This window comes from Lysinibacillus mangiferihumi, assembly GCF_003049665.1.
GTDB lineage: Bacteria > Bacillota > Bacilli > Bacillales_A > Planococcaceae > Lysinibacillus > Lysinibacillus mangiferihumi.
The window spans coordinates 22,238-46,349 of sequence record NZ_PYWM01000036.1 but is presented as its reverse complement, the minus strand read 5'-3'; the positions used below and the strand labels follow the sequence as shown (position 1 = coordinate 46,349).

Here is a 24,112-nt window from a genome sequence, read left to right as displayed (position 1 = left end):
CCATTCTTCCATGATATCACTCCTCTTTTATGGTTTAAGTCTTTCACCGTTATTATGAATAACTTCCAATTCAATATTCTTATATTTATTAGCAAATATTCGTCTCAGCAGGTTTACTATCTTTTGATGGTGGTTTAGAACTATTCGATGGCTTATTTTTGCCAACTGTTCCCGTATCCGTTATTCGGCCCATATTCACACCGGCAAACTCCAACGGCGGTGTTCCCAACTGACGGAATTGGTCCTTTACTTCGGCTACTTTGGTTTGGAACTTATCTTTTACGGTCTCTAGGTGTTTATTGGCTTTTTAGATAGAACAAAATCAACAAGCCTAAATCAGAATTGTTCTCCGATTTCAGACCTTAGCTTCTTCGTTCATTCCTTTTTGTTTAACTTGAGTGCTAATCTAGTTTACCTGACTTCTTTCATAATCACTTCATACATCGCTTCAATATTCGCATCGACTGGTACCCAGGCATAATAATTCTGATCATTATTTAATATAAATTGAACTAACTTTGTTTTTGTGTTCCACTCATTTTTCATGTTCGAAAGGTAATCTTCCAAATCTTCTTTATAATCCAATTGCAGTACATATTCTTTTTCAGTCATGGCAAAGACAATTAAAGTACCTAAGAGCTTTTTTTGTTCATTTTCTTTTTGGTACTCTTGTAATAAAAACCAGATTTGATCTAATCCTATCAGCTTTTTATATTTTTCATAAAACGCACAATCATCCAATTCTTTATAATCCTGTATCAACGAATTTACAAATGAGTGCCATCTGATTGGAATAAGCTTTTCCAATAAAGGATTATGTTCAATTCCTTCTTTAATTTCATTTGTCTCTTCACTCTCATGCTCATTGTCGAATTCACTTATGGAAATCGGTTTAAATTTCATTGCATTCTTATAATGTGCCAAATCATATGGATAGTGATTATTATTTATTAGGCTTGTATCATCAAGTTCTAGTATCTTCGCTAGTGCTGCGGTTTCAAAGCTCCAAAACCCTACATATCCCGGCTCTTTATGGGCATTTTTCCACTCATAATCATAATGGCCTTTAAACCATTCTTTTTCCATATACGTATGTAATCTTTTAGAAGCTTTTTTCTTATCGGTTTGCGCAAGTTCTATAATTTCTCTTGTTTTTGAATATGGATTTACTTTAAAATAATCATTTGTGATTTTTGTATATCCGATATCACTAGCATATAATAAATAGTCAATTAGTGAATCATTAATATTTTTCCTCTCAATTATTTCACCTAATTTTTCTATATTTTCCTTATCTGTTTCTAACAAAGTTCCTAATGAAACCATCCAAAGTAAATATATATATCCTACTTTTCTTGTACCAGTATGCTCTAAATCATAAATTGCATGATAGAAATCTTCTTCTAGTGCACTTATATCTTCTCCTAATGAGTACTTTGCCCGAATATCATTTACCTCATGATTAAAATTAGATAGAAATGATTCTTCTATAATACTTTTATTATCCATAAGATATCTTTGCATACCGTTTTTTTCATCTTCTTCTAAACCAACAATCTCTTCTCTATTTTCTTCAATAAACTTTTTATGATATTCAATCCCTTCTCTACATTTTTCTTCTATACATAGTTTATCTCTCATATTTGATTCCCCCTTCTTCTGAATCAAGGCCATTCTCCTATAATATTACCATGAGCATCCATTTTGTATGTTTTTACATTTCCACTACTATCTACTTTTGATAGTACTCTCTCTACTTCACCTTTTTTCAATGCTCTCGTAATCTCATTTGCTAATTGTTTGTCTCAGTCACATTGCGTGTTTTCAGGATGATGGTGAATTTCTTCAATTTCAATCCCATCACGAAAAGAATCATTCCGTTTTTTCTTATGTAGTTTACGGTAACAGTGTAAGTAATCGTCGCTGTGCTTTGTTCTTCTGTGTGCTCAGATTCGTTAAAAAACGGATCGTCATCGAGCCTTGTCCGTCTGGTGCTTGATACTTTGATTTTTCTGATTTTGAACCGTATAAAGCCTTGGTTAATTGGCGAACTTGTTCAGTTAGCACTTAAATTTTTTGATAAATCTTTGTTTTGGTTTTTCAGATACGCAAGTTGTTCTTCAAGAAGTTGGTTCACTTTTTCGTTAGAGGTGCTCAAATCATCCACCACATTTCGTTCAATATGGGCGGCTTGCTCAAACTGCGGTTTCTTGGCTGTATTATATGTCCTTTTTAAGGCTGTAAACTTGGTCTACATTTTTTGAGTAACATGGGTTGTTATTGATTGGTTACACGAAAAACTAAAGACTCATTGGGTAACACGCCAATATGACTACCTAGTAATTTATTCAACAATAAAAAAATACCTCGGAAGAAAAAACAGTTTCCGGCTTATTCTTCTTGTTCATCATATAGTGAATTCAAAAATTCATTAAGATCACTTGCAAGATAGAACATATTACTCATATTATCTGGGTTATCAGATTCTTGTTCGTGATTCCAAAAATATATATTATTACAGTACTTTTCGTTTAATCCCAAACAAATCACATTACCTGATGGGTCATTTCCAATAGGAATAAACCCTGATGGAAGTCTGCCTTCATAAATATCCATGTACTCTTCTAAGTTACTATGCATGTCTCCAATACCATAAAAAATATTAAGTACTCCTTCTCCTTGCTCATCAGAAATTTTGAACATACTTGGTGAGGGATCTCCTCCATTCGATTCTAATAGGAAATTTATATATTGCTCAGGAAAACTCAAATTAAGCTTCTGCTGAAATTTATTAATTTCTTCTACTGTGATAGGTCGATGTGATCTATCCATTTGTATCATAGTTACACCTCTTGATTATTTTATTCATTACCATTACCATTAACTTTCGATATTCCCCCACTAGGAGTAAATTCAGCGTGTACCTTTTCTTCAACTAAGATTATTGTCTTACCGTCTTGATGATGCCAAATGTAACCTGATGGTGGTTTATTAGGCTTTAGTACAGGGGGAATAGAGTCCTTACTCAAACCGGCATCCAGATTTGCTGCTTTATAATCTGCTGGTCGGTTTGTTGGTGAAGCGAATTTAATTCCATCTGGCTTGACAGTTGGATGATAATACTTTGAAAAATTAAGGTAGCCATCTGGATAACTCACAGATTGCCCCTTCTTATTAGTGTACGTCCAAATTCCATCTTCATCACTTGGAATGTTTCCATCTTTATAATACCGTTTTTTGGTAACTAAGGGGATTATCCAGCTTAGTCGGCGCTGGCTTATTTTTGCCAACTGTTCCCGTATCCATTATTCGGCCAACGTTCACACCGGTCAACTCCAACGGCGGTGTTCGAGTTGGAATAAGCTTTTCTGAAATTATCAAATAATTGTCAAGTTAAAATCATTATGTAATTTAGACTCTTCTATCAATTGTAGAGGGAGATTAAAAAATCGGATAAAGTATCACTGATCTTATTAAAATCATCTAATTCTACACTTTCATCATAAAAATATACCGCTGGATCGTCCCCATCATTTAAATTAAAAAACCAGAACATATACCCTTGATGCATCATAAATATAAATTGATTATCTGTGAGCTTTTTTATGAAATTATTTTCTTCCAAAAGTTCAAAAGCCCACTCTTTTAAATTAAAAATGTACTTCATGCAATAATTCGTACCAACTAAAAATTCAATTCCGTTACCAGCTTTATTCATAAAATCCAAATAAGTTTTAGGAAGTGTTCGAGTTGGAGACAATTTTACTAATTTTGATATATCATCCTTACTGCAGGGTTTCATTGGATAAGAATCCTTCTCTAAGGATGTCAAGAAATCCTCTATATTACTACTTTTATAAAAATTCAATAAATCTCCTCCATAGTTTACTCATCTAATATTTGTCCTCTCGAAATAGTTATGTTTGGGAAATCCTTTTGAAATTGATCAATAATATCATTACAATTATCGTTGGACGCCCCTTTTTCTTTGACTGAAGAGCATCTATACCATGTGTTGTTTTTCCAAACACTAATGGTTGAAGGGGCAGGTATCTTAAAAACCGCTGCCGTTTCGTTTAAGGACGTACCCTTTTCCATCATAAAATTTAGTACATCCATTTTAATCGCTAGTGTGTAATTTGTATATGGCTGAATAAAAGCTTCCACACCATTGTATTCATATTTTATGATCATTTTCCAAAGATTTAGCTATATCAAAGGGACTTTACATTCCACTTAAGTAACGCTCAACAGCTTGTATTTTATCTTCGGCAGTAGTTGACCATAGAAAAAACTGCACCTCTAATTGTTAGACGGTGTCTAACATTTAGGCGCAGTTCAATATCAAGCACTCAATCAAGGTTTTTTAGTATTAATCTTTAGGTAAAAATAAGTTGCCTATAAATTCTGTAAAACTTTTCGCGATCAAACTCATATATTTATAAGAGGGGTGGAAATCTTCTTCATCAAACTCCTCCATATCCAAACTCCAATAATAAACACACCCAACATCCTTACCCGAAGTGGAAATGCAAATTATATTATCTATAGGATCATTTCCAATAGCAAGTAGATTTAAAGGTATAATTTGTTCTCGATTAAATTCATTGTACGCTGAATTTAAATTTGGTTCGAAATTTTTAGCAATTGGAAACAAGAGCATAAGTGATGAGGTATGCTTCCCGTCCATAGTTTCAAATCTCCTAACAGCCGGTTTTCCTCCATTAAATTTCATTAAAAAATCCTTATAATCATCCGGCAATATGATACTCTGACTTCTCTCGAACATATTTATTTCTGTTATATTAGTAGATCCAAAGCTTACTTCGAATTTTATATTCATAATACCCTCCAAAAAATAAATTATTCATCATTTTCATGAAGCTGCTCAATTAATTCTGTAAATGTATCACATATCCTTAAAACTTATTCTCTTCGTTCTCTGTTTCGTGATCGTAAAAAATAATAATCGACGATTCTTTATCTTGTCTATTTATCAAAACAAATAAGATTCCGAAATGGAGTTTTTGCAAATGGAAAAATCCCTTCTGGTAAAAATTTAGAAGCTATATCGTTAACTTCTAAAATATTTGCTTCTTCATTTGTAAAACTTAATAAACATGAAAATACTATTTCATTGTCTTCATCGATATTAAATACGCCTGGTTCTGAGTATCCACCGTTAAAAAGCTTAACACATTCTTTAAAGTCCTGTGGGAACTTTATTCTAATATATCCCTCTTCTCAAGCTAAGAATATGAAAATACGAAAAAGCACTTGTCTCCTGTTGTAGGCAATCAAATGCTTTACGTTCATTATGTTAGCTGATTATATCATCATGATTCAAAACCAATTACTATCCATTCATCAACAATATCCCAAAAGTTAATATTATATCTAGGTTCTTCATCAGTCCACCACAAAACTGCATTTTCATTATCACAATTATTAAAATCTATTGCTACATAACCACCCATACCACTTTTAAAAAAACCAAATGTTGTTTTTAAATCTATTTGTAAAGGCTCTTCCAATTCTTCAATAATACCCCACTCATCCTCATCAAAAAAGGTTACATTTTCTAAAGGAACTAGACCCAAAGACTTACTTGCATATAAATAGAAGCCATTATGAATGTTTTGATAAAAACTTCGTAATGATAAAGGGAATTTATCCCAATTTTCTCCTAATTCTATATTATTAAATGCTTCTTTAGGATTTCTCCCTTCATAATATTGTATTTCACCGTTATCTGTTTCAATCGTATATAAAATAGAATATTTGTTATTCTCCATGATAAGATCTATTTCTTTAAGATGCCGGGATAAATAAGAAATAGTATTTCTCAGTTCTATTCCTACATATTTATTCCATATATATAAAATTCTCTCTACTCTCTTATTTAGACTTTTTTCTTGAAACAAGTCGTACCAAAAATCAGGTAATTGACTATAATCAAATGTATTAATCTCATTACACAAAATCAATTGTGCATTCTTTCTATATTTCCTCAGAAATTCAATTTTTTTATTCATATTAATACCTCATTTTTTTATTCCTGTACTACTTTTATTAGTTTATTTTTAACCATAAAATTTTATTATACTAAATACTTTGAAAGGCATATAGCCAATCAAGTTAAAGTAATATATTCTTTTTTATCTACTAATAAACCAAGACGGTACTTATCATTTTCTTCTATTTTCATTAAAAATTAGCAGTTTTTCCCATGTCGTAATCCTAAAATAAAAACCACTTGTTGCCTTTAATTGACAATCAAGTGATTTAAGTTCACCTGTTTTTAAGTAGCATAAGTTTTATAGTAAAAGTACAACACCTTTTATATATCGTGACAAGTATTTCATTAAAACATACAAGCTTGTATGGGATCGGTAGTTTCATATACATTCCATGTGTTTATATTCATCACCCAGCAAAATGTTATCTCGCTTAATCTCGTACTTCTTTTTCTACTCTATCATTGAGTATGTACTTTTAACCAGCCTATTCTTTTTCTTTCCACTTCAAACATACTTTATTCGTATTAATCTATATATTCTGCCGTACCAATAAAGTCCAACTTGTAGGTGTTCTTATCTACGAAGTTAACAATTTTACCTTCTTTATTATAATCATAATTATAAATTAAAATGATAGTATTGTATTTAGACTTTAACTTAATGTTATTGTACTGTTGTATTAATTGAATATCATATGAAAAATCTACTAAAAGCTTTTCTATGTCATCTTCGGCATCAGGAATCCAATCCTTTTCAACTAAGTCCTTATCATAATAACCTAATTTAAAATCTTTCTCAAAAATAGAGGGAATACTATCTCCATCTTCATTATATTTTATTTCAGTGTACGTTTTGAGTTCATCAAAATCACTAAAGCATCCTAACCATAAAGAAACATTCATTTTTTACCCCCCTCAAACCTTCTGGTAAATCCATAATGCCATTTTTCATTCTATTTTTAGCCCACTCATTAAGCCCTTTAACATTTATAGTCAGAAGCAGAATCAATAATCTTTAACATTTCATTATGTGCTTTTGTCGAACCTCTGCTTCCATGACGACCAGGTGGATTTATAATTTCAACATCTTTAGTCAGAGACCTCATTTCTTTAATGTCATCCATACTAATTCCTTACTGCTTAAATTTTTGAATCTCGCCCTTAATGCTTTATTATTAAAATAGCGCTTCTTGATGGTCTAGCCTTCATAAGTTATTAATTCAAATTAAAGATATCCTTGTAAACAAGTTAAAATTAAGTGTCTATCATTGTTTTTCGTGTTAAGTATAAATCGAGAAATTTTATATGGTAGTCTTTATACCACCACTTCAGCCACTCTCATGTGTCCGCTTACCATTATGAATTATTGATAAAATATTTAGTTTTCTTTATTTTTAATTGTCTGAAGATACTTTTCTAGATGTTTCTTTCCTGAGTTACTTTTTGGAACAATACCCATATTTTCGTATCTCCATATTGTCGCTTTTTCATGGGGGTCCACATTTGACAGGTCGTCATAACTAAAATCTATTTTAAACTTTCCTGTATTATCAAAAATCAAAGTGAAACTTGTCCATGGCGCTTCATCATTATCGATAAACTCTCTCCATAACTCTTTTATGCTATCCAGCAATTGATGCCATTGTATGGAATACTCCTCTTCACTTATGGTAAAGAGCTCGGTGATATCATGACTACAAATAGGATTATCATTATCTTTAGGATCGTAATAGAAGTCAGCTGTTTGAGAACCGTCATTCACTTCGGCATAAAGATATACCTTTAACCACTCCTCAGGAATTGTATCTATTATGATTCCGACTATTTCTTGATATAATCTGCCTAACTTTTCATCATTCATCTAATTTTCCTCCCGATACATTATCAAATCTCTTTTTCTCCCAACCATCTTCACCAATTTTATACTTAATTTCAAAACTATCTGGACGACGTTTTGATTCGCCTTTATAAATAGATGTTATTTTTCTTTCACTTCATCTCTTTGTCTAAGTGCGTCAGCTCACGAACTCACAAGCTTTTCCATTCACCTTTATTTAGGTTACCATTCATTGGAACAAGATTATCTATATTACCAGAACCCTTGAAAATACTTACATTCAAAAGGCCACCTTCATCGTCAGCTATGCAATCTTCTCGTCCCACTATCCTTTGAGCATAATTATTTCTTTTCCCTTTGCCCAGTTCAAGGTTACCTTCACAGCTTGAAATACGTCCTTTACTATTAGTCTTCATGAGTTATTTATTCAATTTCAAAGATATTACAAATTAAAAGTGTGCCTGCCTAATCAAGGCTTTCGTAATCAATATAAGACTTATTCGGAAATTTCTATATAATTCATGTATTTAAGTTCTTCATACTTGACCTGCAATTCTTCAATTCCCTCAATTAAAACAGATACATATCCGGTTATGTCTACTTCTATTTCATCCGAATCATCTGGTTCAATATGAATTGGATGTGAACAGACTTCCAAAGTGTAGCCTTCTCTCCCCCCAAATCCCTGTATTATTATCTGAAGCCCTAAAATTGGATAATCAATAAAAACAGCAGGGACTTCTTCATAAATATGTTCCTCTAAACCTCCGAAGGGGAGTCCACCAAATAATTTTTCAGAGATTATTCTTGCTACTTCATTTATGTCCTTATTTGAATCAATTGGAAGTAAGCATTTAAAATACGGATATTTTTTTTTCATCTCACACTCTCCTAGTCATCTTCTATTATTTTGCTTCCTTTACTCTTATTAATAAATTCTTCTTGTGTATATATTCTGAAAGTAAACTTATCTGGTCTCCCTTTTTTATCTACCTTTCTAATTCCATCTAAAGAACTTTTCAGTGTTTTGTCTATCTCTTTTTGCATCTGTCTTATTTCTTTAATCTGAGTACCAGCTTTCCATGTCGTGCTTGGCGGAAACTGAGCTGCCAATTTATCACTAACAATGAATGCATCGATATCGAAATCTGTAGGATCAAATGGAGCGTAATACGCTTTAATCCTTTTATATACAATAATTTTAATTTTATCAAATTAATTGTATTGTTATGGTATCTCACTTTTAGAATTAAGGTTTACTATTTTTTTACTACCTTGATGGTACTGCCTTATTACTTCATAATTTTAAACACCACATTGTTTTATCTCTACCAATTTTAATTTCCCCTTACTATGCAATAAGATTTCATTAACATCCTTCGATTTCTTTTTAAATCTTTGGATGTCTAATAAAATTTGTTTTGCATTTTCAGAACCTACTTCCTCTTTAGTAGGTATTGATTCAAGTTCATTTATCATACTCATTAACTCAGTTTTAATATCTTCACGAAGATGATTTCTTTCAATACTCAAAAGAGCAATTCTTAGATATATAACTAATTTTTCAACTTTACCATTCACTATCCCCCTATAGTATTCTTCAAGAAGTTTTTCAGTTACTTGTGAAATGGATAACCCTTCATTTAAAAATTCATCAAAATCTTCTATAATATATTGATTAAGCTCTTCATAACTACTCAACATTGATTTATATATCCCTTCTAATTTTTAAATTCTCCCGAGTATACATTTAATTTGATATTCGGATATTCTTCTCTAAACTGCAAAATTATATCTGTACAACTTCCACAAGCAGGTAATTGTTCCCTTAACAGTCCTATCATCGTCTAATTGCCTTGATATATCTTCAAGGATTTTACGTTCAGTATCATTAGCTCTGAGGAAGTGGCAAGTCGTTTATTTTATGCAAGCCAAAAGCTCATTCCTTAAAACAAGGAGGAATGAGCTATGAAAATTTATTAAATGTTTTGTAAAACTTTTTACCTATTGATTATATCAGGACTTACTACTCTATTATGCTAATGTAATCTTTGCTTTTAATTTCCTTATACTTTATTTTTATTTCAGGAGTTCCCTCTAAAAGGGAAGCAATATATCTTGTTATATCAATATCAATATCAATTTCATTCATATTATCTGGTTCATTGTTACTTGGATGGGAACTTACATCTAAATAATATCCCTTCGCCCCTCCATATCCTTTTAAAATAACTTCAAAGCCTAAAATACTTGAGTTTATATAAATTGCAGGAACTTCATCGTATATATAATTTTCCAGTCCTTCAAAAGGAATATTTCCAGCAATTTTACTAGAAATAACTTTTGCTAAATCTACGATGTTTTTTTCTGAAATTACTGGTAAAGAACTATAAAAATATGGATATTTTTTCATGTTTAATGACTCCTAATCTTCTATTTGATTACTCGACTTATATTTTTCCCCAAATTTTTTTGAGTGTATATTCTAATTGTAAATTTATCAGGTCTTCCCTTTTTATCAACTTTTCTTATACCTTCTAAAGAATCTTCAAGTGATTTGTCAATTTCTTTTTGCAAATTTTTAATCTCATTAATTTTTGTTCCTGCTTTCCAGGGATTGTTTGCTGGAAAATTTGATGCCGATTTATCATTAATAATAAAAGCATTAATATCAAAATCCATTGATGGAACGTCCCCCTTTGTGGGCCTTTCTGAACTGTACCCAATGTCCCTATATCCTACCTTGGCATTCGGGTTGATTAATTTTCTTCGCTGCAGGACTCATTGTAATTTTAAACGATCTTCATTATCTCAGTTCGGTTTTGAACTTTACCCGTACCCTATGTTGTAATGTTAAAATGCACTCATAAAAACAATCTATCTTCTTTTGCCATAAGTAAAACCTTGAAAGGTAATAGCCTCTTAAGATTTCATTGAAAACTTTACCTTATATTAATAAATATCTAATCTTTGACAACAAAAACTTACAAAATCACCTTCATTTATATCTCCTGGTAACAAATTGTTCTCCAATTCTAATAATAGTTCACCTAATTTCACTTGTTCATTTTGCTTATCAATTAATTTTCCTATTAATCTATAGGCAAAATAATTATCTAATTTTTCAATACTATACTCTGACTTTTCAGCTTTCACTAGATCTGAGACATTAAAACAATAAATTGACTCTATTAAATTACTTTCTTCCAAGTAATTTAATGGTTGTGCAAAACATATTATTTCAAATTCTCCATCTGTTACAACAACTTCAGCTTCTAAAGATTCTTGAGAAATCCAATGTATTTTTTTAATTTTCAAAATATCTACCCTTTCCTTACTTCTTTATTTCTATAACTAAACATGGTACTTTATTAGCAAGATCTTTAACCGACTTTTTATCGAACATGGTTATATTTCCTGTTTTTCTATCTAGCCCAACAAATCCGTATTTTGCACTTCCTTTTCCCCCAACAAGTTTCACATATCCATTCAATTTTTGTGCATATTGTCCTGTCTGAATAACGTGATAAACATCTGCAAGATATATCTTTAAATTGTATTGGTTTTTGCCTATTGCATCCATTACCTCTTTACTATGGGTTTTCATAATGTCTCATAGCCTCATTACCTTCGAATTTAATAAGTTTACTCGTACCCTTATCCTCGGTAGGCTTTTTATTCGAGCCATTTTGTGATGGTTGGGTATTAGACGGCTTCGGACTTGGAGTTGGTGTGTTTCTTCCAACTGTTCCTGTATCCTCTATGTTTATACCTGCAAATGAAAATTCATGCTGCTGTGATTGTACCATCTGACGCAGTTGCTGTTTGACTTCGGCTACTTTGGATTGTATCTGGGTTTTCACGTTCACTACTTGCTTTTTGACTTTGTCTACTACACTTCCTACTGGACCTTTCAGCGCTTTTTGAACACCTTCAGTGACACTCTTAACTACCCCGGCACCTTTTTTCACAAATTTTCCACCTGTCGCCGCCCAGCCCACAAACGGAATCATCGCGCCAAAGGAAAGGGCCGCATTGACTTTGTCACCTCTGGCCAGATAAATAATGCCATTCACGCCATCCGCTATTTCACCGACACCTGGGATTAACCCTACAAGATCTAATCCTACTTGTAGCGTATTCAACAGATTTTTAGGTTTTACAGCATTTTTCACTGCTTTGGTCGTTGCTTGCGCAGCTTTTTTCACGACTGGTAGTACCTTTTCCTTCACTACCTGCTTCGTTTGTTTGACAGCGGCCTTTACCTGTTGCTTGGCTTTTGTCACAGCCGCCTTTGCTTTTTTCACAACCTTTTTCGTGGTCAGAATCGCTTTTTTAATGGCCTTCTTCGCCCGTTTCACCAATTTACTCTTGGATAAACTATTTTCAATTTAAGGGGCTTTCGAAAGGTTTAAACTGTTGTTTTACCTATTTTCAATTAAAATAAAAGCCCTAAACCGTATGGTTTAAGGGCTAGAGCTTACCAATAATAATAACTTTAGGAGTTTAACCTAGTTAAAATGAGATTTATTCGTTCAGATAATTCGTCTTGTTCTTCTTCTGTAAGTTGTTCATCAGTTATATCTTCAGCACTAAATTTTTCCAATTCATGTTTAATCTCATTAATATCAAGTACATTTGTTAATTCAAGATTATATAAAGTTTCTGCTAATGTTGTATAAATAATAAATTTTTCACTATTAGTGTTTTTACAGTCCCTATTAAATCGTTGTAACACACCTGAAATAATAGATTCTACATTTTCACTTTTTTTTATATAATTGTCAATAAATTTCCGTACTTCTTCGTTTAGTTCGTTATAATACCAACAAACTCTTTGATAATAAGTTAACGGCTTTTTTTTCAGTTCTTGTAAAACAAAATCTTTCCGGTAAATTAATCTATTTAATTGTTCAATTGTTAAACTATTTTCTTGTTTGATTACGTTAAAATCTAGTTCATTTATTAATTGTTCAATATAATTCATAAAAGAATATAAAACTTTTTCATGAGTTATTATTATTTCTGATATTATTATACAAAACATAGCTTTATCTGTTTCACTTTTTTTTGCTAACATATCATATTCATTTAATGTTCTAGCAATCGCCTCCCCTTTACTCATTTTTTCCTCTATTAAATCATTATAATCTTCTAAAATATATTCTTCATATTCTTCATAACTATAGACCATAAGAACCCTCCTGATTATTTTGGCAATATGCTATTGTCATTATTATGAATTACTTCAATTGTAATATTTGGATATTTTTCATCAAATTGTTTGATTATTAAATTACAGCTATCACATGTATCTTTTTCAGTAAATAACCTTATTGACCCTTTAACCTCATAATTAGTTCCAATTTTATCTGCTAAATCATTTAAAATTTTATATTCAGTATCTACATCTCTTAAAAAACTTTGTCCCGCTTTATTAGGTGCTTCAGTAGCTTGAAATATTGGATTGTCTGTTTTAAAAGAAAACTCCTCAGCTCCAGGTATTTTTTTGGAAGCATCATGAATTCCACTATGGGCATAAAAATCTTTCTTATCTATGCCTGAAATATTAACTTCTGCATAGGCAAAATTACCTTTTTCCTTATATTTGTTAGATAATTGACCTCTCGCTTCTGCTACTTTATCAATAATATGTTGGTCTACTCTAGGATTAATTTGTTTAGTTGGAAATCTTGTTTCAGTTCCTAAAGTACTTTGTACATTATTTTTAGAATCATTACCCGTACCCTTATCAAGCTTCTTTGCATACTCGACTAGTTGATCAAACTATTTTTGAGTATTTTGTGCATCCTGTGCTTTTTTACTAGTATTAGCGCATATAAGCGGCACTCCATGATGATATAACCATCATAAGCTCTTTATTTCACATAAGTCTTCTTTACTGTGTTTATCAATTTTATTACATGCAAAAAGCACCTTTTGTCAACTGACAAGTAGTGCTTTCCTTACTTCATATAATACATTAATAACCCTATTCAGTTACTAATCTTCATAAATAACAGACCCCATATATTTAAGGTCCCTACCATCAAGTTTTGCTTCCTCAACAAGTTTCTCATATTCAAAATCATATAACCGAATAACAATATTGTACTGTTCTTCTAAATTTTCACCATAAAAGTCTTCAAATTCACTTATAAGTGAATCAGAATAAGAAACATTCTTTAGTAATTCAGACAAGGAAGATGTAGGATATTCATTACTTCCGGGCATAGTATCTGATGTAAAGGTTCTAGTCCTAGAAGTTTCTTTAACAAAGTTATCTTTTACAATTTTATTTAATTGCGCATTTGACAACCTTTTTCCTTCTGTTTTTTACCTGTAGAAGTTTTCTTTCTTACGCTGGGTTTCACGCTACTTTCTTTAGGTCTTATTGGTTTAGGTATACTAGTTTCACCAGTACCCTTATTCATATCAGCAAGTTTACTATCATTTGCTGGTGGTTTAGAACTATTCGATGGCTTCGGATTCGGCGATGGCTTATTTTCCCCAAATGTTAACATTCACACTGGACAACTCCAACTGTGGTGCTCCCAACTGACGGAGCTGCCCCTTTACTTCGGCTACTTTTGTTTGGAACTATTTTTTACATTCTTTAGGTGTTTATTGGCTTTTTCTTTTAATTGGCCTATAGAATCTTTGCGACGTTTTTAACACCATCAGTTATATCCTTCGTTGCATTGGCCTTTTTTTTATCCATTTCCTAACCTTGGCACTCTTTAGGCCTTCTGCTATTTCTCCAGCTCTACGAGATCAAATCCTGTTTGAAGCGTGGTTAGCAGATTTTTAGAAATATGGGTTTTTAATTCATATCAACTACTACAGTTATAAATACTAAAAGCTTATTCCTTTTTATCGTTCGAGTTGGAATAAGCTTTTCTGAATTTATCAAATAATTGTCAAGTTAAAATTATCTATTATTTTACTTAAGCATGGTAGTATTTCATAATTTCTTTTACAAAATCAGCTTTGAATACACCAACATTAGGGCAAAAATTTGCATATACGCTCGTTGAAAACTTTAATTCTTTTTATTAACATTTAATTCCACTAGTAAAGTTTCGGCAATATTGTCGATTTGTTTATTTAAATCACCTGCTATAAATCCACACAACGAATTATCTCTATGTTCAATGTAAAAGCTAATGCCGTCTTTAAAACCTATGTGATGGGTCAGGTCACTAAACCATGCTCTTTGGAAATGATATTTTTTTGAAAATTTTTCAATTATGTCAAAAACATCCGATTCATTGTGTCTCTTTATTGCTTCTTTAAGCATGTTAGGTGATCCAGCAAAGATTATACTCTTATCATAATTTAATCTTTCGTATTGACTAAAGGCACATTGAAATAAGAATTTTTCAAAGTTATCTGCAAAATAACTTACAAACTGGCTATCCTCATCAGTCATAACAATCTGAGGATTATCAGTTTGGGTAAAATCAAATGATAGTTGACCACAGAATAATTCAGTTTGAAAAAAATGTATATATTTATCACTTAAAGTGTCTGGTTCTTCTTCATGTATCCCTTCATAAGTATCAATTATCTCAGAAACTGAAGCATAACCTGGAAGTTGAGTTTTTAGTAAACCCTTATCATCCTGCCCCATATACTTTAAATAAATCTCATATTCTTTAGGAAAATGATAGTTATATTTATTAATTTGTGTTAGATTTCTTAGCGTATCTATGTCCTCTATTTTTGCGGGTTCTATTTCATCTACCCATTTCTCATCAAATTTAGATATATATTTTGACAATCGTTCAAAAAGATTTGTACAATCTCCTATGGATGGGATGAGGTTACTTTTTATTGGCATTTGCATATGTACTCCTCTATATTTTTTTATATCACTCCATGTTAAACATGGATTCATTTGGCTAGAATTATGATATGGGTTACTTTTTTAATGTACGCCAAACAGTATCCACCTGTCACTCAAACGTCTTGTCGTCTTTGAATGACCCGACCACATAGTAAGCATTAATTAAATTTTCCATTATTAAGTGTTCTATACTAATTCAATCATAGGAACCTAGTAGTTTATCCATTCATCTTTCTCCTATTGTGTAAGTGTGGATGGAAAAATGATGTAATTTCATGATACATCCATTCTAGTCCAAACGTGCAGTAAGACATGTGTTGTTTCTTTTTAAAGCATTGTTAGTAGCTTACGCCCCTCTCTCAATATATTCTTTAGCTACGGCTGCAACATAATACCCATTCTGTTACGGCGGTATTATACTTTTGCAATAAAAATTCTAGTACATACAACTTCTACATTTAATGGTGGCATTAAAATATTACACTTTAATAAGTTTTTTCCATCCTCAATTTCCAAATCGCTGACTTCAATATCCTGAATAAAATAAGGAATCTGAGGTTTAGTTAATTCTTTTAGAGGTTTTAATCTATCCTCAACACTTGTTATAAATGAAAACTTTGAACAACCAGTGAATAGTAAATTTACATTGTAATCTGTTTCCTCAAACATAATAGTAATCTCGTCACCAAAAAAACTAGTGTCCATTTGCAATACTCTTGCATCCCAATAATGCAACGCTTCTATATCACTTTGAATTTTTTTTGCTTCCAAATAAATCATCTCACTTTTTATGTATATGAGCATCGGAGCTCTTTCAATCCACAATGTTCAAGTTTAAATCAAGAGGATGACCATTTTCATCAAGTATATGAACATGGTCTTGTCTAACAGTATGCATTGTATTCTAATTGTCTGACAGTCATTAACTAATTATATATTTCATCAGTTATAAAATATTAATCAATTTTTAAACTTAAGATATATTCTACCCTTGCTTTGGTAGAATCACTAGTTTCTCTAATATCATAATTATTTTTGTTGATTAATTCTTTACAAATATGAATGTCTTGCAACAATTGTTCAACATCATGCTTTTCTACAGTCTCTTCAAATGTAATATTTTCTAGGTAATTAGCTAATTTTGAATTTACAAAATCAGCAATTTCTTTGTATTTTAAACTCTCCATTGCAATAGAAACAAAATATAATGTTTTAGTAAATAAACTAACATTTACTATTCTCCAATCTTCTTCCAAAGTTTTTGCTGCCACCTGTGCTACATTTAACCCCTCTTCTTCAATATATTCCTCAAAATCTAATACTATAGAATTTTTTATTGATTCATAACTTGTCATATTCATCTCATCAATCCTTATCTCATATTTTTAGAATAAACATTTAGTTCGATATTTGGATACTTCTCCTGAATTCCATAATTAATTTTGTACAACTTTGACATGCATTGCAAATGCGCTTTTATGTACGTACAAAAATGCTCGTTTAAACATGTACATTTTTGATTACAACTTTACTTGGAGGAGCGAACAAGAGAGCCTTGTTCGCTCAGCCTCCTCTTATTATAGCTGGGTTTTGGCTGCCGAATGATTCGAGTAGATGTCTCCATGTCAAGTTGTCATTATTCACTCATATGAATAGAGGAAAGCATTTTGAGCATGATTGTACATGCTTAGGAGAGCAAAAATGTACATCTCGATGCGGACATTTAGAATGCATCTAATTCCGTAGACAAATCTATTCGACCTTTCGTATTAGGATCTTTTATTTGAGAAGCAATATCCTCAAGAATCTTACTGTATCAGTGAATCGCGGAAACTCATCATCAACATACGATTCCAGTAATCTGTCTGTTTTGGAATAACTAAAATCTCCAACATTACTACCTGACTATCAGAAAAATGAATCTGTCTGTGTGCTTGGAATTCTTTTTTTATACCTAAAATTCTCAGATACGAAACTGCCTACACTAGATTATTAAGGACACCTAGGGGTTGGTCACCAATTCTGAATCCCCTGCACAGCAGGAGGTTTTCAAAGCATACAATAAATAAACAGCTAGTTATCGATTTATCGTAACTAGCTGTTTATTTCTATATATTAGAGTGTTCAATAAGAAACTTTACAAGTATTTATTCTATTAATATCAATAATATCATTAATATTCAATTGATCAAACTTCTCAAGTAAGGCTCCAAATCCATTTTTTAAATGATACTCCATTTCTTCTTTATATATCGGCATTACTACTAAAAATCGGACCGATTTTTCTTCACTTATCTTTAATTCAAAAAAATGTTCGTCCTCTCTAATAGGTGGTAGTAATAACATACAACAGAAGTTAGTATTATCTGAAATTGACTCAGGTGGATCTCCATTAGGAATTGTATCTCCGTAACAAAACCATGTATTTCTTTCATGAGTAAATCCCCCTAATTTCCTAAGCCATCCAAAAGGCCAATAATCATTAAATTCCATTATCTGTTCTTTCATTACTGGCCAAGATTTCGGAAGGTACATCATCAACTCTGTATGACCCCACTCATTCTCTTCCAAAGGAACATTAGCTGAAACCAAACTCATCCCATAAGTTATAAGAGTATGATAGTCTCTTTCAGCATTTGCCTTAAAAATTATCAAATGTCTATTCATATCTGACACTGTTTCAAGATTAATAAGGTTTGGTTCCCCAATATATTTTTTAATATGTTGGTAAAATTCATTGTTTTCATCCAAATCGTTAATTTTATCCATTTTATCTCCTTCTTATTAGCATAACCTTACAAAAGCTTTAATAAATAAGCAACTTACCTTCTGGCCACTTTCCTTTCCAACCACATGGAATATGTCCGCTTTCGTAAACTTTTAATAGTTCTGTATAAAAACCAACACCAACATAAGGTTCATAATAAGATTCCATAATAACAGAAAGCAAATCCCATTCAATACTTTCATATATATTTTCATCTAAGTCATTATCTTTAATAAATTGAAATCCTCTTAGTAATACATCTTCTTTAAGTAAACCTTTTGCTTCAAGAGTAACAGCATTCCATTCCCTATATTTCTCAGGCCAATTCTCATGAAGATAGGATGTTATTTTATTTCTAGCTTCTAATTTCAAGTTATCCCATTTGTCATTACAATTCTTTTCAGCATCACTCCAATTATTAACAAATTGATAATTAAAATGAGTATGTATAGTTGATTTTTTTCCACACATTGAAAAAAATTTAATTTTCTTTATACGTTCATTAATCACTTGTAACGTTTCCATAGTATTCACCTATCTTTTTAATTTTATATGTTTATAGTTGGTATCTATTTTATTATTTCCTATCATTCTCTTCGCTTCATTTAAATCCTTAGTGCACGGAATCATAGAAATTTTATCATGTAATTGGGTAACAAGTTCATTTAAAAATTTCATCATTCTTCTTTATTTTAGAATTACTTCAACACGAACCACCTTAATATTTAGAAATTATCCCCATAATTAATCAACCAATTTTAGAAACAACCGCATTGCTGCAGCAGCTCGTAACGGATATTACGTACTTGCCATTTGGGTCAGAAACCGTTGTATCTTTCAAGTATACAGGATTTATTTAATGATGAAATGATTGCCTATTCCTTTGGGGTCTGCCAAGATACTGATTTTTAACTGTAGACGTTAATACAACTTCATCATTGCCCTAAAGGTTTACGTTGCACAGTGACCAAGGCGTAGTGTATTATCTTATTACTATCAACAAACTGTAATCGCTAAAGCATTACCTTGGGCATGTCCCGTAAAGGAACGCCCCCTGTAAGCTATCGGATCACCTCATTCTGTCTTAAAGTATGAAACGTTCTACTTAGAAAATTTGCGAAATACTACGACAGCCCTAGTAGATTACTCCGTCAAAGATAGATTATTCAGACTTAGTAACCAAGTTTTAAAACATCCCCACTTCATTACTCTTCTTAATAAATATTAAGACATCCCAACATTTATTCTTTGTATATCCAAAACATCTGAGACACACTTTTCATTCATTCTTTTAAGTAAATACTGATAATCCTTTTCTAAAGCCAAATTTCTTTCTTCTTCATAAATAGGAACAAGTGTATAAATGTTAATATTCCCCTGTGCAATTTGAATTTTATCTAATCCAACTTCATGGGGACGGCATACCATTATACATGATAACTTTGTATTTGCTGCAAATGGCTGTGGAGGTTCTCCATTTGGAAGAATAACTCCTTCATCTAACCATCCATCATAAATATGCGGAATATGAGCTACCTTCCTTAACCATTGAAGAGGCCAATAATAGTTTTGATCTTCCGTACTTTCTTTTCCAACAACCCAACTTGAAGGCAATTTCAATAATAATTCTGCATATTTAAATTCACTTTCTTCATTTGAGTATTGCATAGGTGCATCACTCATACCTGTAGTTACAAGAGTTACAAAGTCTTTATCCATTGATGGAGGAATTATATGAACATTGACTGAAACCCTGCTACCAGGAATAATCGCACTTATAGTATCTTGAATAGTCCCAAAGTATTTAGCTACATGCTCCAAAACCTCATCATGTTGATTGTGATTATTATCACTTACTTCAGTCATAGTTGTAGTCAATCCTTCTTGGACCTCTAATAACTTAACAATCTCCGTTTGGCCTTGTTTCCTTGCAAAAGCTAATGCATCCATAGCCTTCATCGATTCACCAGTATATTTAACACTAACATCTATACCACTTTCGATTAAAAGTTCTGCAATATCAGGATACCCATTACTGATTGCCCCAAACAACGCGTTTCTTATTGGATCACTTATATCCAATTCAGCCCCACAAGACACTAAATATCTTACTATCTCAATATATCCTTTAGAAGCTGCGACATTTAATGCTCCGCCTCCATATGTTCCACCTAATATATTTATGTTTATACCAAGATTAATTTTTTTACTATATCTAATTGCCCTCTAGAAGCTGCGACATGAAGCCACGTTCCAAAGGGAGTTATCATATTTAAAACTTCAACATTACCGTCGATTAATTCAACAACCTTTTCAAGATTGCCACTTTTTATAGCTGAACGAATCTCTTTTGAAATTTGCATTTTATCCATAGTCTAGTTTCTCCTCATTTGTACAATATCACCAAGGTCCCTAAGCTCCTCCACTATTCAAGTAAGCTCCATAATCAAATCAATTTTACCTACGTTTTTAATAACATTATCTGTATCTTTATTTTTAAAATCTCTTTTCACCCAGGCCCTTCTTCGACATTAAGCTCCACCTCCTTCGGAAGGATAATGCCCATTATGTCGAGAGCAGAGTCTAAGTGATTAACTTTGCCACAAACGAATAGCCCCTCACGATTTACGCTAAGGAGCTGGAGTGATACTAAGTTTTATATCATTATTGCGTAAATATGTGTGCTTTTTCATTTTCTTAGCTATTTAATTTATTTTAATTTTCAGTTATTAATCACGGAATTCAAAATCATTAACATTCATACCACTTATTATCTTTATATTTTTCTATTAAATTCATAGTTTCAGGGTCATTTTCGGTACAAAAATTTAGTATTTCACCAATCAATAAATCTACTTCTTCTTGTTTTACTTCAAAACCTCTATGTTCATTCCAGTCACAATTGACAATCACATCAAAATAATTATATTCTTCCATTTCATATAAAAACTCTCTTATTATCATTGGAAAAGCTATATTATAACCTTTAAAATTAACCCAAACAACAGCATTCCCTCTATCTAATTTACTTACTTTAAATGCATAATCTCCATACCTATACCACACCGTATTATTACATCTATTTTCTTCTTGCATAAATTACTCCCTTCAAAAGAACCTAGAATCCTGAAAGAACGTCCATCCCGAACTGCTTTTTGTATTAACATATATAACTTCCCACATCAATCATACTTCGCAAATAATTAATCGGAATCTACCAAGTTGTTCAAATTCTTCTTATGAGGCTAGCTCAATACCCTATTTTAATTCATATTATTTCAATAGGTATTTCATCAGGTAGATACTTAATTTCTTTTATATCCATGGTTAATACCACTTCTACTGAAGTATTCGAAGAAATAATTGATTCCAAACTAGAAGACATACTCACTTCTCAATTTTTGAATAGGATATTTTAAGTAGTATATTTGTCCTTATAAAGCTATTTATATAACAATCACCTTCCAATATTTTGAATATAATACATAAAAATAACTTTTTCCTGTTAGAGGCAACGAAGCCCTTTTTTTAAAACTAGGTTAACTTTTAGTTAGATAAATACTGTTACAAACTAATTCATCTATATATCTCAACACTTGAACCTTCTTTTCGGGATTTTCATCAACAAAATCCAAACAAATTTCTTCCAAGCAACTATAGAAATCTGAGCTATCCATAGTAATTTCGTTATAGGATGCTGTGTTCATAAATATCATTATTCCCTCTTTAAATTCTATCTCATCAGAATGCTCTGGAAGTTCATATCCCATCATATGATCTTGCCACGGTTCTCTATTGGATAGACACTCAAGTACATCAAGCAAATCACTTTTCAAAAAAGAAAAAAAATCTTGAATAACTGGTTGTTTGTCTATTAACATGAAAGCCCTCCTCATTACCATACCTTTTCCCTTTTAATACAGGGTATACATTTCAACAAACAGTTATTAGAGTTTTTTATATACTTTATCTTCAGTAAAAAGTAATTTACCTTTTATATCTTTATGTAAAGGCTTTTTTCATAATTAAATCTATTATTTTTTCTTCAATCTTCACTAAGTAGGTTGCTCTTATTACGTCCCATTTCGGCAACTTCCATAGGTAATAATGAAGTCTTAGCTCGCGCCTCTAATTCAGTACCAACAAATTTTTGTGCCTAAAAATAATGCTCGCTCATTCCATGAGGAGAAGAATTTGGGCAACAGCCTATTTGTCGTTTACTTTGCAAAAGTTGCATTTGAGATGGATATTTGACGCAGCACCATTACACATAACCTATATTTTTTTCTCTTCTAAATTTTGACGCAAACTTTGAAGCGCTTAAAAAAAGTTCTCATGTTTATAACTTATTGAGTGTCCCAAAATAGATAGCTCTAGTACATACTCCTTTTGGTATTTTCATACATGCAACTTTTCTGACTATATTAATTGACTTTTTGATACGGTACTTCAACACCTTCATCGATAAATAATTGATTCTCGATATCTACATAACTCATCGTATTACGTATCCAATAATACGACTCATCTATTTTATAAAGCGGCACAGGCAACTGATGTTCAAATGAAATCATAAATTGTCTTTCTTTTATAATCGTAAATCTTGTGCCAAGTTCATCTCCTAATTCATATCGACCTGTAATCTCATCCTTTTTAGAGAGCGATAATATTTCGATATGTTTTGGTGCTTCTACAGAAGGTTGTATTCCCATTAAGTAATTCATAATTTCTTGTTCATATTGAGGAAACACTTCTTGATTCGTTGCTAAAACGATCACTTCCTTTGTGGATGTGTTAAGAAAAGCTTGTGCTGAACAACCAAGCCATCCTCCTGTATGACCAACCCAGCCATCTTGAATGATAAAACCATAGCCATAATTCTCAGCTAATTCTGTTGGTGTTAACATCAATTGGACATGCTCTTTGCTAATGAATTGACCTTGCAAAAATGCCTTTAAAAACCTCGCCACCTCTGCCACTGTTGCATAAATACCACCGTCACCATATGCATCATTATATTTTTCAATTTCATGAAAATACGGGTCATCCGAAACTTTTCTATATCGTTGCTCCTCATAATCATACGTGTGACCATGCGCTTCCCATTGTTTAGCAGGTTGAGTTGTTGTATAGGTAAGATTTAATGGTTCTGCAATATATTGTCGTAAATATGTTTCATATGATAAATCGCTAACTTTCTCAATTATTTTCCCAAGCAAAACATAATTCGTATTACTGTAAGACCAATACTCTTTTGGCGGAAATTGTGGTAGCCCTACTACTTCAATAAATGCTTCAACACTTATTGTTGTATCTTCTGCTATGTACTCTGGAATACCGGATGTATGTGTTAGTAATTGTGCTACTGTTACTTCTGTAAAATAAGGTGTATTAAACCAATTTGAAATTTTATCTTCTAACTGTAACCGTCCTTTTTCAATTAGCTGGAACGTCATTACGGCAGTAAACATTTTACTTAATGATGCTAAATTAAATTGTGTATTTTGGTTAATAATGTTCTTCTTCTCGAGTTCTTGATAACCATGATAATAGTGCTTGATTTGTCCGTTTTTTTCATAATACACTGCACCTTTAAAAGCAATATTTTTAAGTATACTCTCCATTCGTTAATCTCCTAAA

At 31.8% G+C, this 24,112-nt stretch carries 30 protein-coding genes and 3 pseudogenes; all 33 read right to left on the bottom strand.

The annotated features are described in order from the left end of the window. Positions 1-411: 411 nt before the first annotated feature. The 33 genes and pseudogenes from C9J37_RS23385 to C9J37_RS23210 all read right to left on the bottom strand — a co-directional run bounded on the left by C9J37_RS23385 (position 412) and on the right by C9J37_RS23210 (position 24,096). The gene (locus C9J37_RS23385) at positions 412-1,641 is read right to left on the bottom strand and encodes a PoNi-like cognate immunity protein (protein WP_107897326.1); all 1,230 of its coding nucleotides are present in this window, start codon (positions 1,639-1,641) and stop codon (positions 412-414) included. A 167-nt stretch (positions 1,642-1,808) separates the two neighbouring features. After that, positions 1,809-2,167, bottom strand: a pseudogene (locus C9J37_RS29865) (IS66 family transposase); the annotation flags it as partial. A 224-nt stretch (positions 2,168-2,391) separates the two neighbouring features. Further along, positions 2,392-2,841, bottom strand: a complete 450-nt coding sequence (locus C9J37_RS23375) for an SMI1/KNR4 family protein (RefSeq protein WP_107897325.1) — start codon at positions 2,839-2,841, stop codon at positions 2,392-2,394. 20 nt (positions 2,842-2,861) lie between these two features. Then, positions 2,862-3,158, bottom strand: coding sequence for an HNH endonuclease (locus tag C9J37_RS23370; protein WP_167397416.1), 297 nt, complete (start codon positions 3,156-3,158; stop codon positions 2,862-2,864). Positions 3,159-3,424: 266 nt separating this feature from the next. Further along, on the bottom strand, positions 3,425-3,868 hold the full coding sequence (locus C9J37_RS23365; RefSeq protein ID WP_235617219.1) for an SMI1/KNR4 family protein: 444 nt from the start codon (positions 3,866-3,868) through the stop codon (positions 3,425-3,427). Between the two features lie 97 nt (positions 3,869-3,965). Continuing rightward, positions 3,966-4,182: pseudogene (locus C9J37_RS23360) on the bottom strand (helix-turn-helix domain-containing protein); the annotation flags it as partial. A gap of 190 nt (positions 4,183-4,372) precedes the next feature. Further along, positions 4,373-4,843 carry an SMI1/KNR4 family protein gene (locus C9J37_RS23355; RefSeq protein WP_107897322.1) on the bottom strand — a complete coding sequence of 157 codons (471 nt, stop codon included), beginning with the start codon at positions 4,841-4,843 and terminating at the stop codon, positions 4,373-4,375. A 146-nt stretch (positions 4,844-4,989) separates the two neighbouring features. Beyond that, positions 4,990-5,232 carry an SMI1/KNR4 family protein gene (locus C9J37_RS29145; RefSeq protein WP_268808045.1) on the bottom strand — a complete coding sequence of 81 codons (243 nt, stop codon included), beginning with the start codon at positions 5,230-5,232 and terminating at the stop codon, positions 4,990-4,992. Positions 5,233-5,336: 104 nt separating this feature from the next. Beyond that, positions 5,337-6,035, bottom strand: a complete 699-nt coding sequence (locus C9J37_RS23345) for an SMI1/KNR4 family protein (protein ID WP_107897321.1) — start codon at positions 6,033-6,035, stop codon at positions 5,337-5,339. Positions 6,036-6,544: 509 nt separating this feature from the next. Then, positions 6,545-6,922 (bottom strand): immunity 22 family protein, encoded by a 378-nt coding sequence (locus C9J37_RS23335; RefSeq protein ID WP_107897320.1) that lies wholly within the window; start codon positions 6,920-6,922, stop codon positions 6,545-6,547. Between the two features lie 475 nt (positions 6,923-7,397). Continuing rightward, positions 7,398-7,880 (bottom strand): antitoxin YezG family protein, encoded by a 483-nt coding sequence (locus C9J37_RS23325; protein WP_107897319.1) that lies wholly within the window; start codon positions 7,878-7,880, stop codon positions 7,398-7,400. Positions 7,881-8,047: 167 nt separating this feature from the next. Continuing rightward, positions 8,048-8,272, bottom strand: a complete 225-nt coding sequence (locus tag C9J37_RS29140) for a DNA/RNA non-specific endonuclease (protein ID WP_235617218.1) — start codon at positions 8,270-8,272, stop codon at positions 8,048-8,050. 80 nt (positions 8,273-8,352) lie between these two features. Further along, complete coding sequence (locus C9J37_RS23315; protein ID WP_107897318.1) at positions 8,353-8,736, bottom strand: hypothetical protein; 384 nt, start codon at positions 8,734-8,736, stop codon at positions 8,353-8,355. Between the two features lie 11 nt (positions 8,737-8,747). Next, positions 8,748-8,969: a hypothetical protein gene (locus C9J37_RS23310; RefSeq protein ID WP_107897317.1), complete on the bottom strand. Its 222-nt coding sequence runs from the start codon at positions 8,967-8,969 to the stop codon at positions 8,748-8,750. 192 nt (positions 8,970-9,161) lie between these two features. Further along, a complete protein-coding gene (locus C9J37_RS23305) occupies positions 9,162-9,560 on the bottom strand; it encodes an Imm3 family immunity protein (protein ID WP_107897316.1) in 399 nt (132 codons plus the stop codon). 322 nt (positions 9,561-9,882) lie between these two features. Beyond that, a complete protein-coding gene (locus C9J37_RS23300; RefSeq protein WP_107897315.1) occupies positions 9,883-10,269 on the bottom strand; it encodes a hypothetical protein in 387 nt (128 codons plus the stop codon). A gap of 20 nt (positions 10,270-10,289) precedes the next feature. Further along, positions 10,290-10,538: a hypothetical protein gene (locus tag C9J37_RS23295; RefSeq protein ID WP_107897314.1), complete on the bottom strand. Its 249-nt coding sequence runs from the start codon at positions 10,536-10,538 to the stop codon at positions 10,290-10,292. A gap of 270 nt (positions 10,539-10,808) precedes the next feature. Then, positions 10,809-11,174: a hypothetical protein gene (locus tag C9J37_RS23290; protein ID WP_107897313.1), complete on the bottom strand. Its 366-nt coding sequence runs from the start codon at positions 11,172-11,174 to the stop codon at positions 10,809-10,811. Between the two features lie 16 nt (positions 11,175-11,190). Then, positions 11,191-11,463 (bottom strand): hypothetical protein, encoded by a 273-nt coding sequence (locus C9J37_RS23285; protein WP_107897312.1) that lies wholly within the window; start codon positions 11,461-11,463, stop codon positions 11,191-11,193. After that, on the bottom strand, positions 11,450-12,217 hold the full coding sequence (locus C9J37_RS28525; protein ID WP_167397412.1) for a DUF4112 domain-containing protein: 768 nt from the start codon (positions 12,215-12,217) through the stop codon (positions 11,450-11,452). Before C9J37_RS28525 ends, C9J37_RS23285 begins: the two co-directional genes overlap by 14 nt. Positions 12,218-12,354: 137 nt before the next feature. Next, on the bottom strand, positions 12,355-13,050 hold the full coding sequence (locus C9J37_RS23275; RefSeq protein ID WP_107897311.1) for an Imm3 family immunity protein: 696 nt from the start codon (positions 13,048-13,050) through the stop codon (positions 12,355-12,357). A gap of 14 nt (positions 13,051-13,064) precedes the next feature. Further along, positions 13,065-13,505, bottom strand: a complete 441-nt coding sequence (locus C9J37_RS23270; protein WP_235617220.1) for a deaminase domain-containing protein — start codon at positions 13,503-13,505, stop codon at positions 13,065-13,067. Positions 13,506-13,859: 354 nt separating this feature from the next. Then, positions 13,860-14,174 (bottom strand): immunity 22 family protein, encoded by a 315-nt coding sequence (locus C9J37_RS23265; protein ID WP_107897310.1) that lies wholly within the window; start codon positions 14,172-14,174, stop codon positions 13,860-13,862. After that, a complete protein-coding gene (locus C9J37_RS23260; protein ID WP_107897309.1) occupies positions 14,156-14,380 on the bottom strand; it encodes a hypothetical protein in 225 nt (74 codons plus the stop codon). The genes C9J37_RS23265 and C9J37_RS23260 overlap by 19 nt, the downstream gene beginning before the upstream one ends. A gap of 518 nt (positions 14,381-14,898) precedes the next feature. Further along, positions 14,899-15,699: an SMI1/KNR4 family protein gene (locus C9J37_RS23255; protein ID WP_235617217.1), complete on the bottom strand. Its 801-nt coding sequence runs from the start codon at positions 15,697-15,699 to the stop codon at positions 14,899-14,901. A 420-nt stretch (positions 15,700-16,119) separates the two neighbouring features. Beyond that, positions 16,120-16,485 (bottom strand): PIM7 family immunity protein, encoded by a 366-nt coding sequence (locus C9J37_RS23250; protein ID WP_235617216.1) that lies wholly within the window; start codon positions 16,483-16,485, stop codon positions 16,120-16,122. 176 nt (positions 16,486-16,661) lie between these two features. After that, a complete protein-coding gene (locus C9J37_RS23240; protein WP_137067853.1) occupies positions 16,662-17,060 on the bottom strand; it encodes a hypothetical protein in 399 nt (132 codons plus the stop codon). A gap of 769 nt (positions 17,061-17,829) precedes the next feature. Next, positions 17,830-18,474, bottom strand: coding sequence for a suppressor of fused domain protein (locus C9J37_RS23235; RefSeq protein WP_107897306.1), 645 nt, complete (start codon positions 18,472-18,474; stop codon positions 17,830-17,832). Positions 18,475-18,511: 37 nt separating this feature from the next. Next, entirely contained in the window at positions 18,512-18,997 is a 486-nt protein-coding gene (locus tag C9J37_RS23230) for a hypothetical protein (RefSeq protein WP_107897305.1), read from the bottom strand. 699 nt (positions 18,998-19,696) lie between these two features. Beyond that, a pseudogene (locus C9J37_RS23225) lies at positions 19,697-20,844 on the bottom strand (suppressor of fused domain protein). A 379-nt stretch (positions 20,845-21,223) separates the two neighbouring features. After that, positions 21,224-21,568, bottom strand: coding sequence for a hypothetical protein (locus C9J37_RS23220; protein WP_107897304.1), 345 nt, complete (start codon positions 21,566-21,568; stop codon positions 21,224-21,226). A gap of 443 nt (positions 21,569-22,011) precedes the next feature. Beyond that, complete coding sequence (locus C9J37_RS23215; protein WP_107897303.1) at positions 22,012-22,353, bottom strand: ribonuclease toxin immunity protein CdiI; 342 nt, start codon at positions 22,351-22,353, stop codon at positions 22,012-22,014. Positions 22,354-22,896: 543 nt separating this feature from the next. Next, entirely contained in the window at positions 22,897-24,096 is a 1,200-nt protein-coding gene (locus C9J37_RS23210) for a serine hydrolase domain-containing protein (protein ID WP_107897302.1), read from the bottom strand. Between the last annotated feature and the right edge of the window lie 16 nt (positions 24,097-24,112).

Coding starts and splice junctions, on each gene's coding strand:
- C9J37_RS23385 (WP_107897326.1), bottom strand. CDS start 1,641: ATGAGAGATAAACTATGTATAGAAGAAAAATGTAGAGAAGGGATTGAA.
- C9J37_RS23375 (WP_107897325.1), bottom strand. CDS start 2,841: ATGATACAAATGGATAGATCACATCGACCTATCACAGTAGAAGAAATT.
- C9J37_RS23355 (WP_107897322.1), bottom strand. CDS start 4,843: ATGAATATAAAATTCGAAGTAAGCTTTGGATCTACTAATATAACAGAA.
- C9J37_RS23345 (WP_107897321.1), bottom strand. CDS start 6,035: ATGAATAAAAAAATTGAATTTCTGAGGAAATATAGAAAGAATGCACAA.
- C9J37_RS23335 (WP_107897320.1), bottom strand. CDS start 6,922: ATGAATGTTTCTTTATGGTTAGGATGCTTTAGTGATTTTGATGAACTC.
- C9J37_RS23325 (WP_107897319.1), bottom strand. CDS start 7,880: ATGAATGATGAAAAGTTAGGCAGATTATATCAAGAAATAGTCGGAATC.
- C9J37_RS29140 (WP_235617218.1), bottom strand. CDS start 8,272: ATGAAGACTAATAGTAAAGGACGTATTTCAAGCTGTGAAGGTAACCTT.
- C9J37_RS23315 (WP_107897318.1), bottom strand. CDS start 8,736: ATGAAAAAAAAATATCCGTATTTTAAATGCTTACTTCCAATTGATTCA.
- C9J37_RS23305 (WP_107897316.1), bottom strand. CDS start 9,560: ATGTTGAGTAGTTATGAAGAGCTTAATCAATATATTATAGAAGATTTT.
- C9J37_RS23300 (WP_107897315.1), bottom strand. CDS start 10,269: ATGAAAAAATATCCATATTTTTATAGTTCTTTACCAGTAATTTCAGAA.
- C9J37_RS23295 (WP_107897314.1), bottom strand. CDS start 10,538: ATGGATTTTGATATTAATGCTTTTATTATTAATGATAAATCGGCATCA.
- C9J37_RS23285 (WP_107897312.1), bottom strand. CDS start 11,463: ATGAAAACCCATAGTAAAGAGGTAATGGATGCAATAGGCAAAAACCAA.
- C9J37_RS23275 (WP_107897311.1), bottom strand. CDS start 13,050: ATGGTCTATAGTTATGAAGAATATGAAGAATATATTTTAGAAGATTAT.
- C9J37_RS23260 (WP_107897309.1), bottom strand. CDS start 14,380: ATGTTAACATTTGGGGAAAATAAGCCATCGCCGAATCCGAAGCCATCG.
- C9J37_RS23255 (WP_235617217.1), bottom strand. CDS start 15,699: ATGCCAATAAAAAGTAACCTCATCCCATCCATAGGAGATTGTACAAAT.
- C9J37_RS23250 (WP_235617216.1), bottom strand. CDS start 16,485: ATGATTTATTTGGAAGCAAAAAAAATTCAAAGTGATATAGAAGCGTTG.
- C9J37_RS23240 (WP_137067853.1), bottom strand. CDS start 17,060: ATGACAAGTTATGAATCAATAAAAAATTCTATAGTATTAGATTTTGAG.
- C9J37_RS23235 (WP_107897306.1), bottom strand. CDS start 18,474: ATGGATAAAATTAACGATTTGGATGAAAACAATGAATTTTACCAACAT.
- C9J37_RS23230 (WP_107897305.1), bottom strand. CDS start 18,997: ATGGAAACGTTACAAGTGATTAATGAACGTATAAAGAAAATTAAATTT.
- C9J37_RS23220 (WP_107897304.1), bottom strand. CDS start 21,568: ATGCAAGAAGAAAATAGATGTAATAATACGGTGTGGTATAGGTATGGA.
- C9J37_RS23215 (WP_107897303.1), bottom strand. CDS start 22,353: ATGTTAATAGACAAACAACCAGTTATTCAAGATTTTTTTTCTTTTTTG.
- C9J37_RS23210 (WP_107897302.1), bottom strand. CDS start 24,096: ATGGAGAGTATACTTAAAAATATTGCTTTTAAAGGTGCAGTGTATTAT.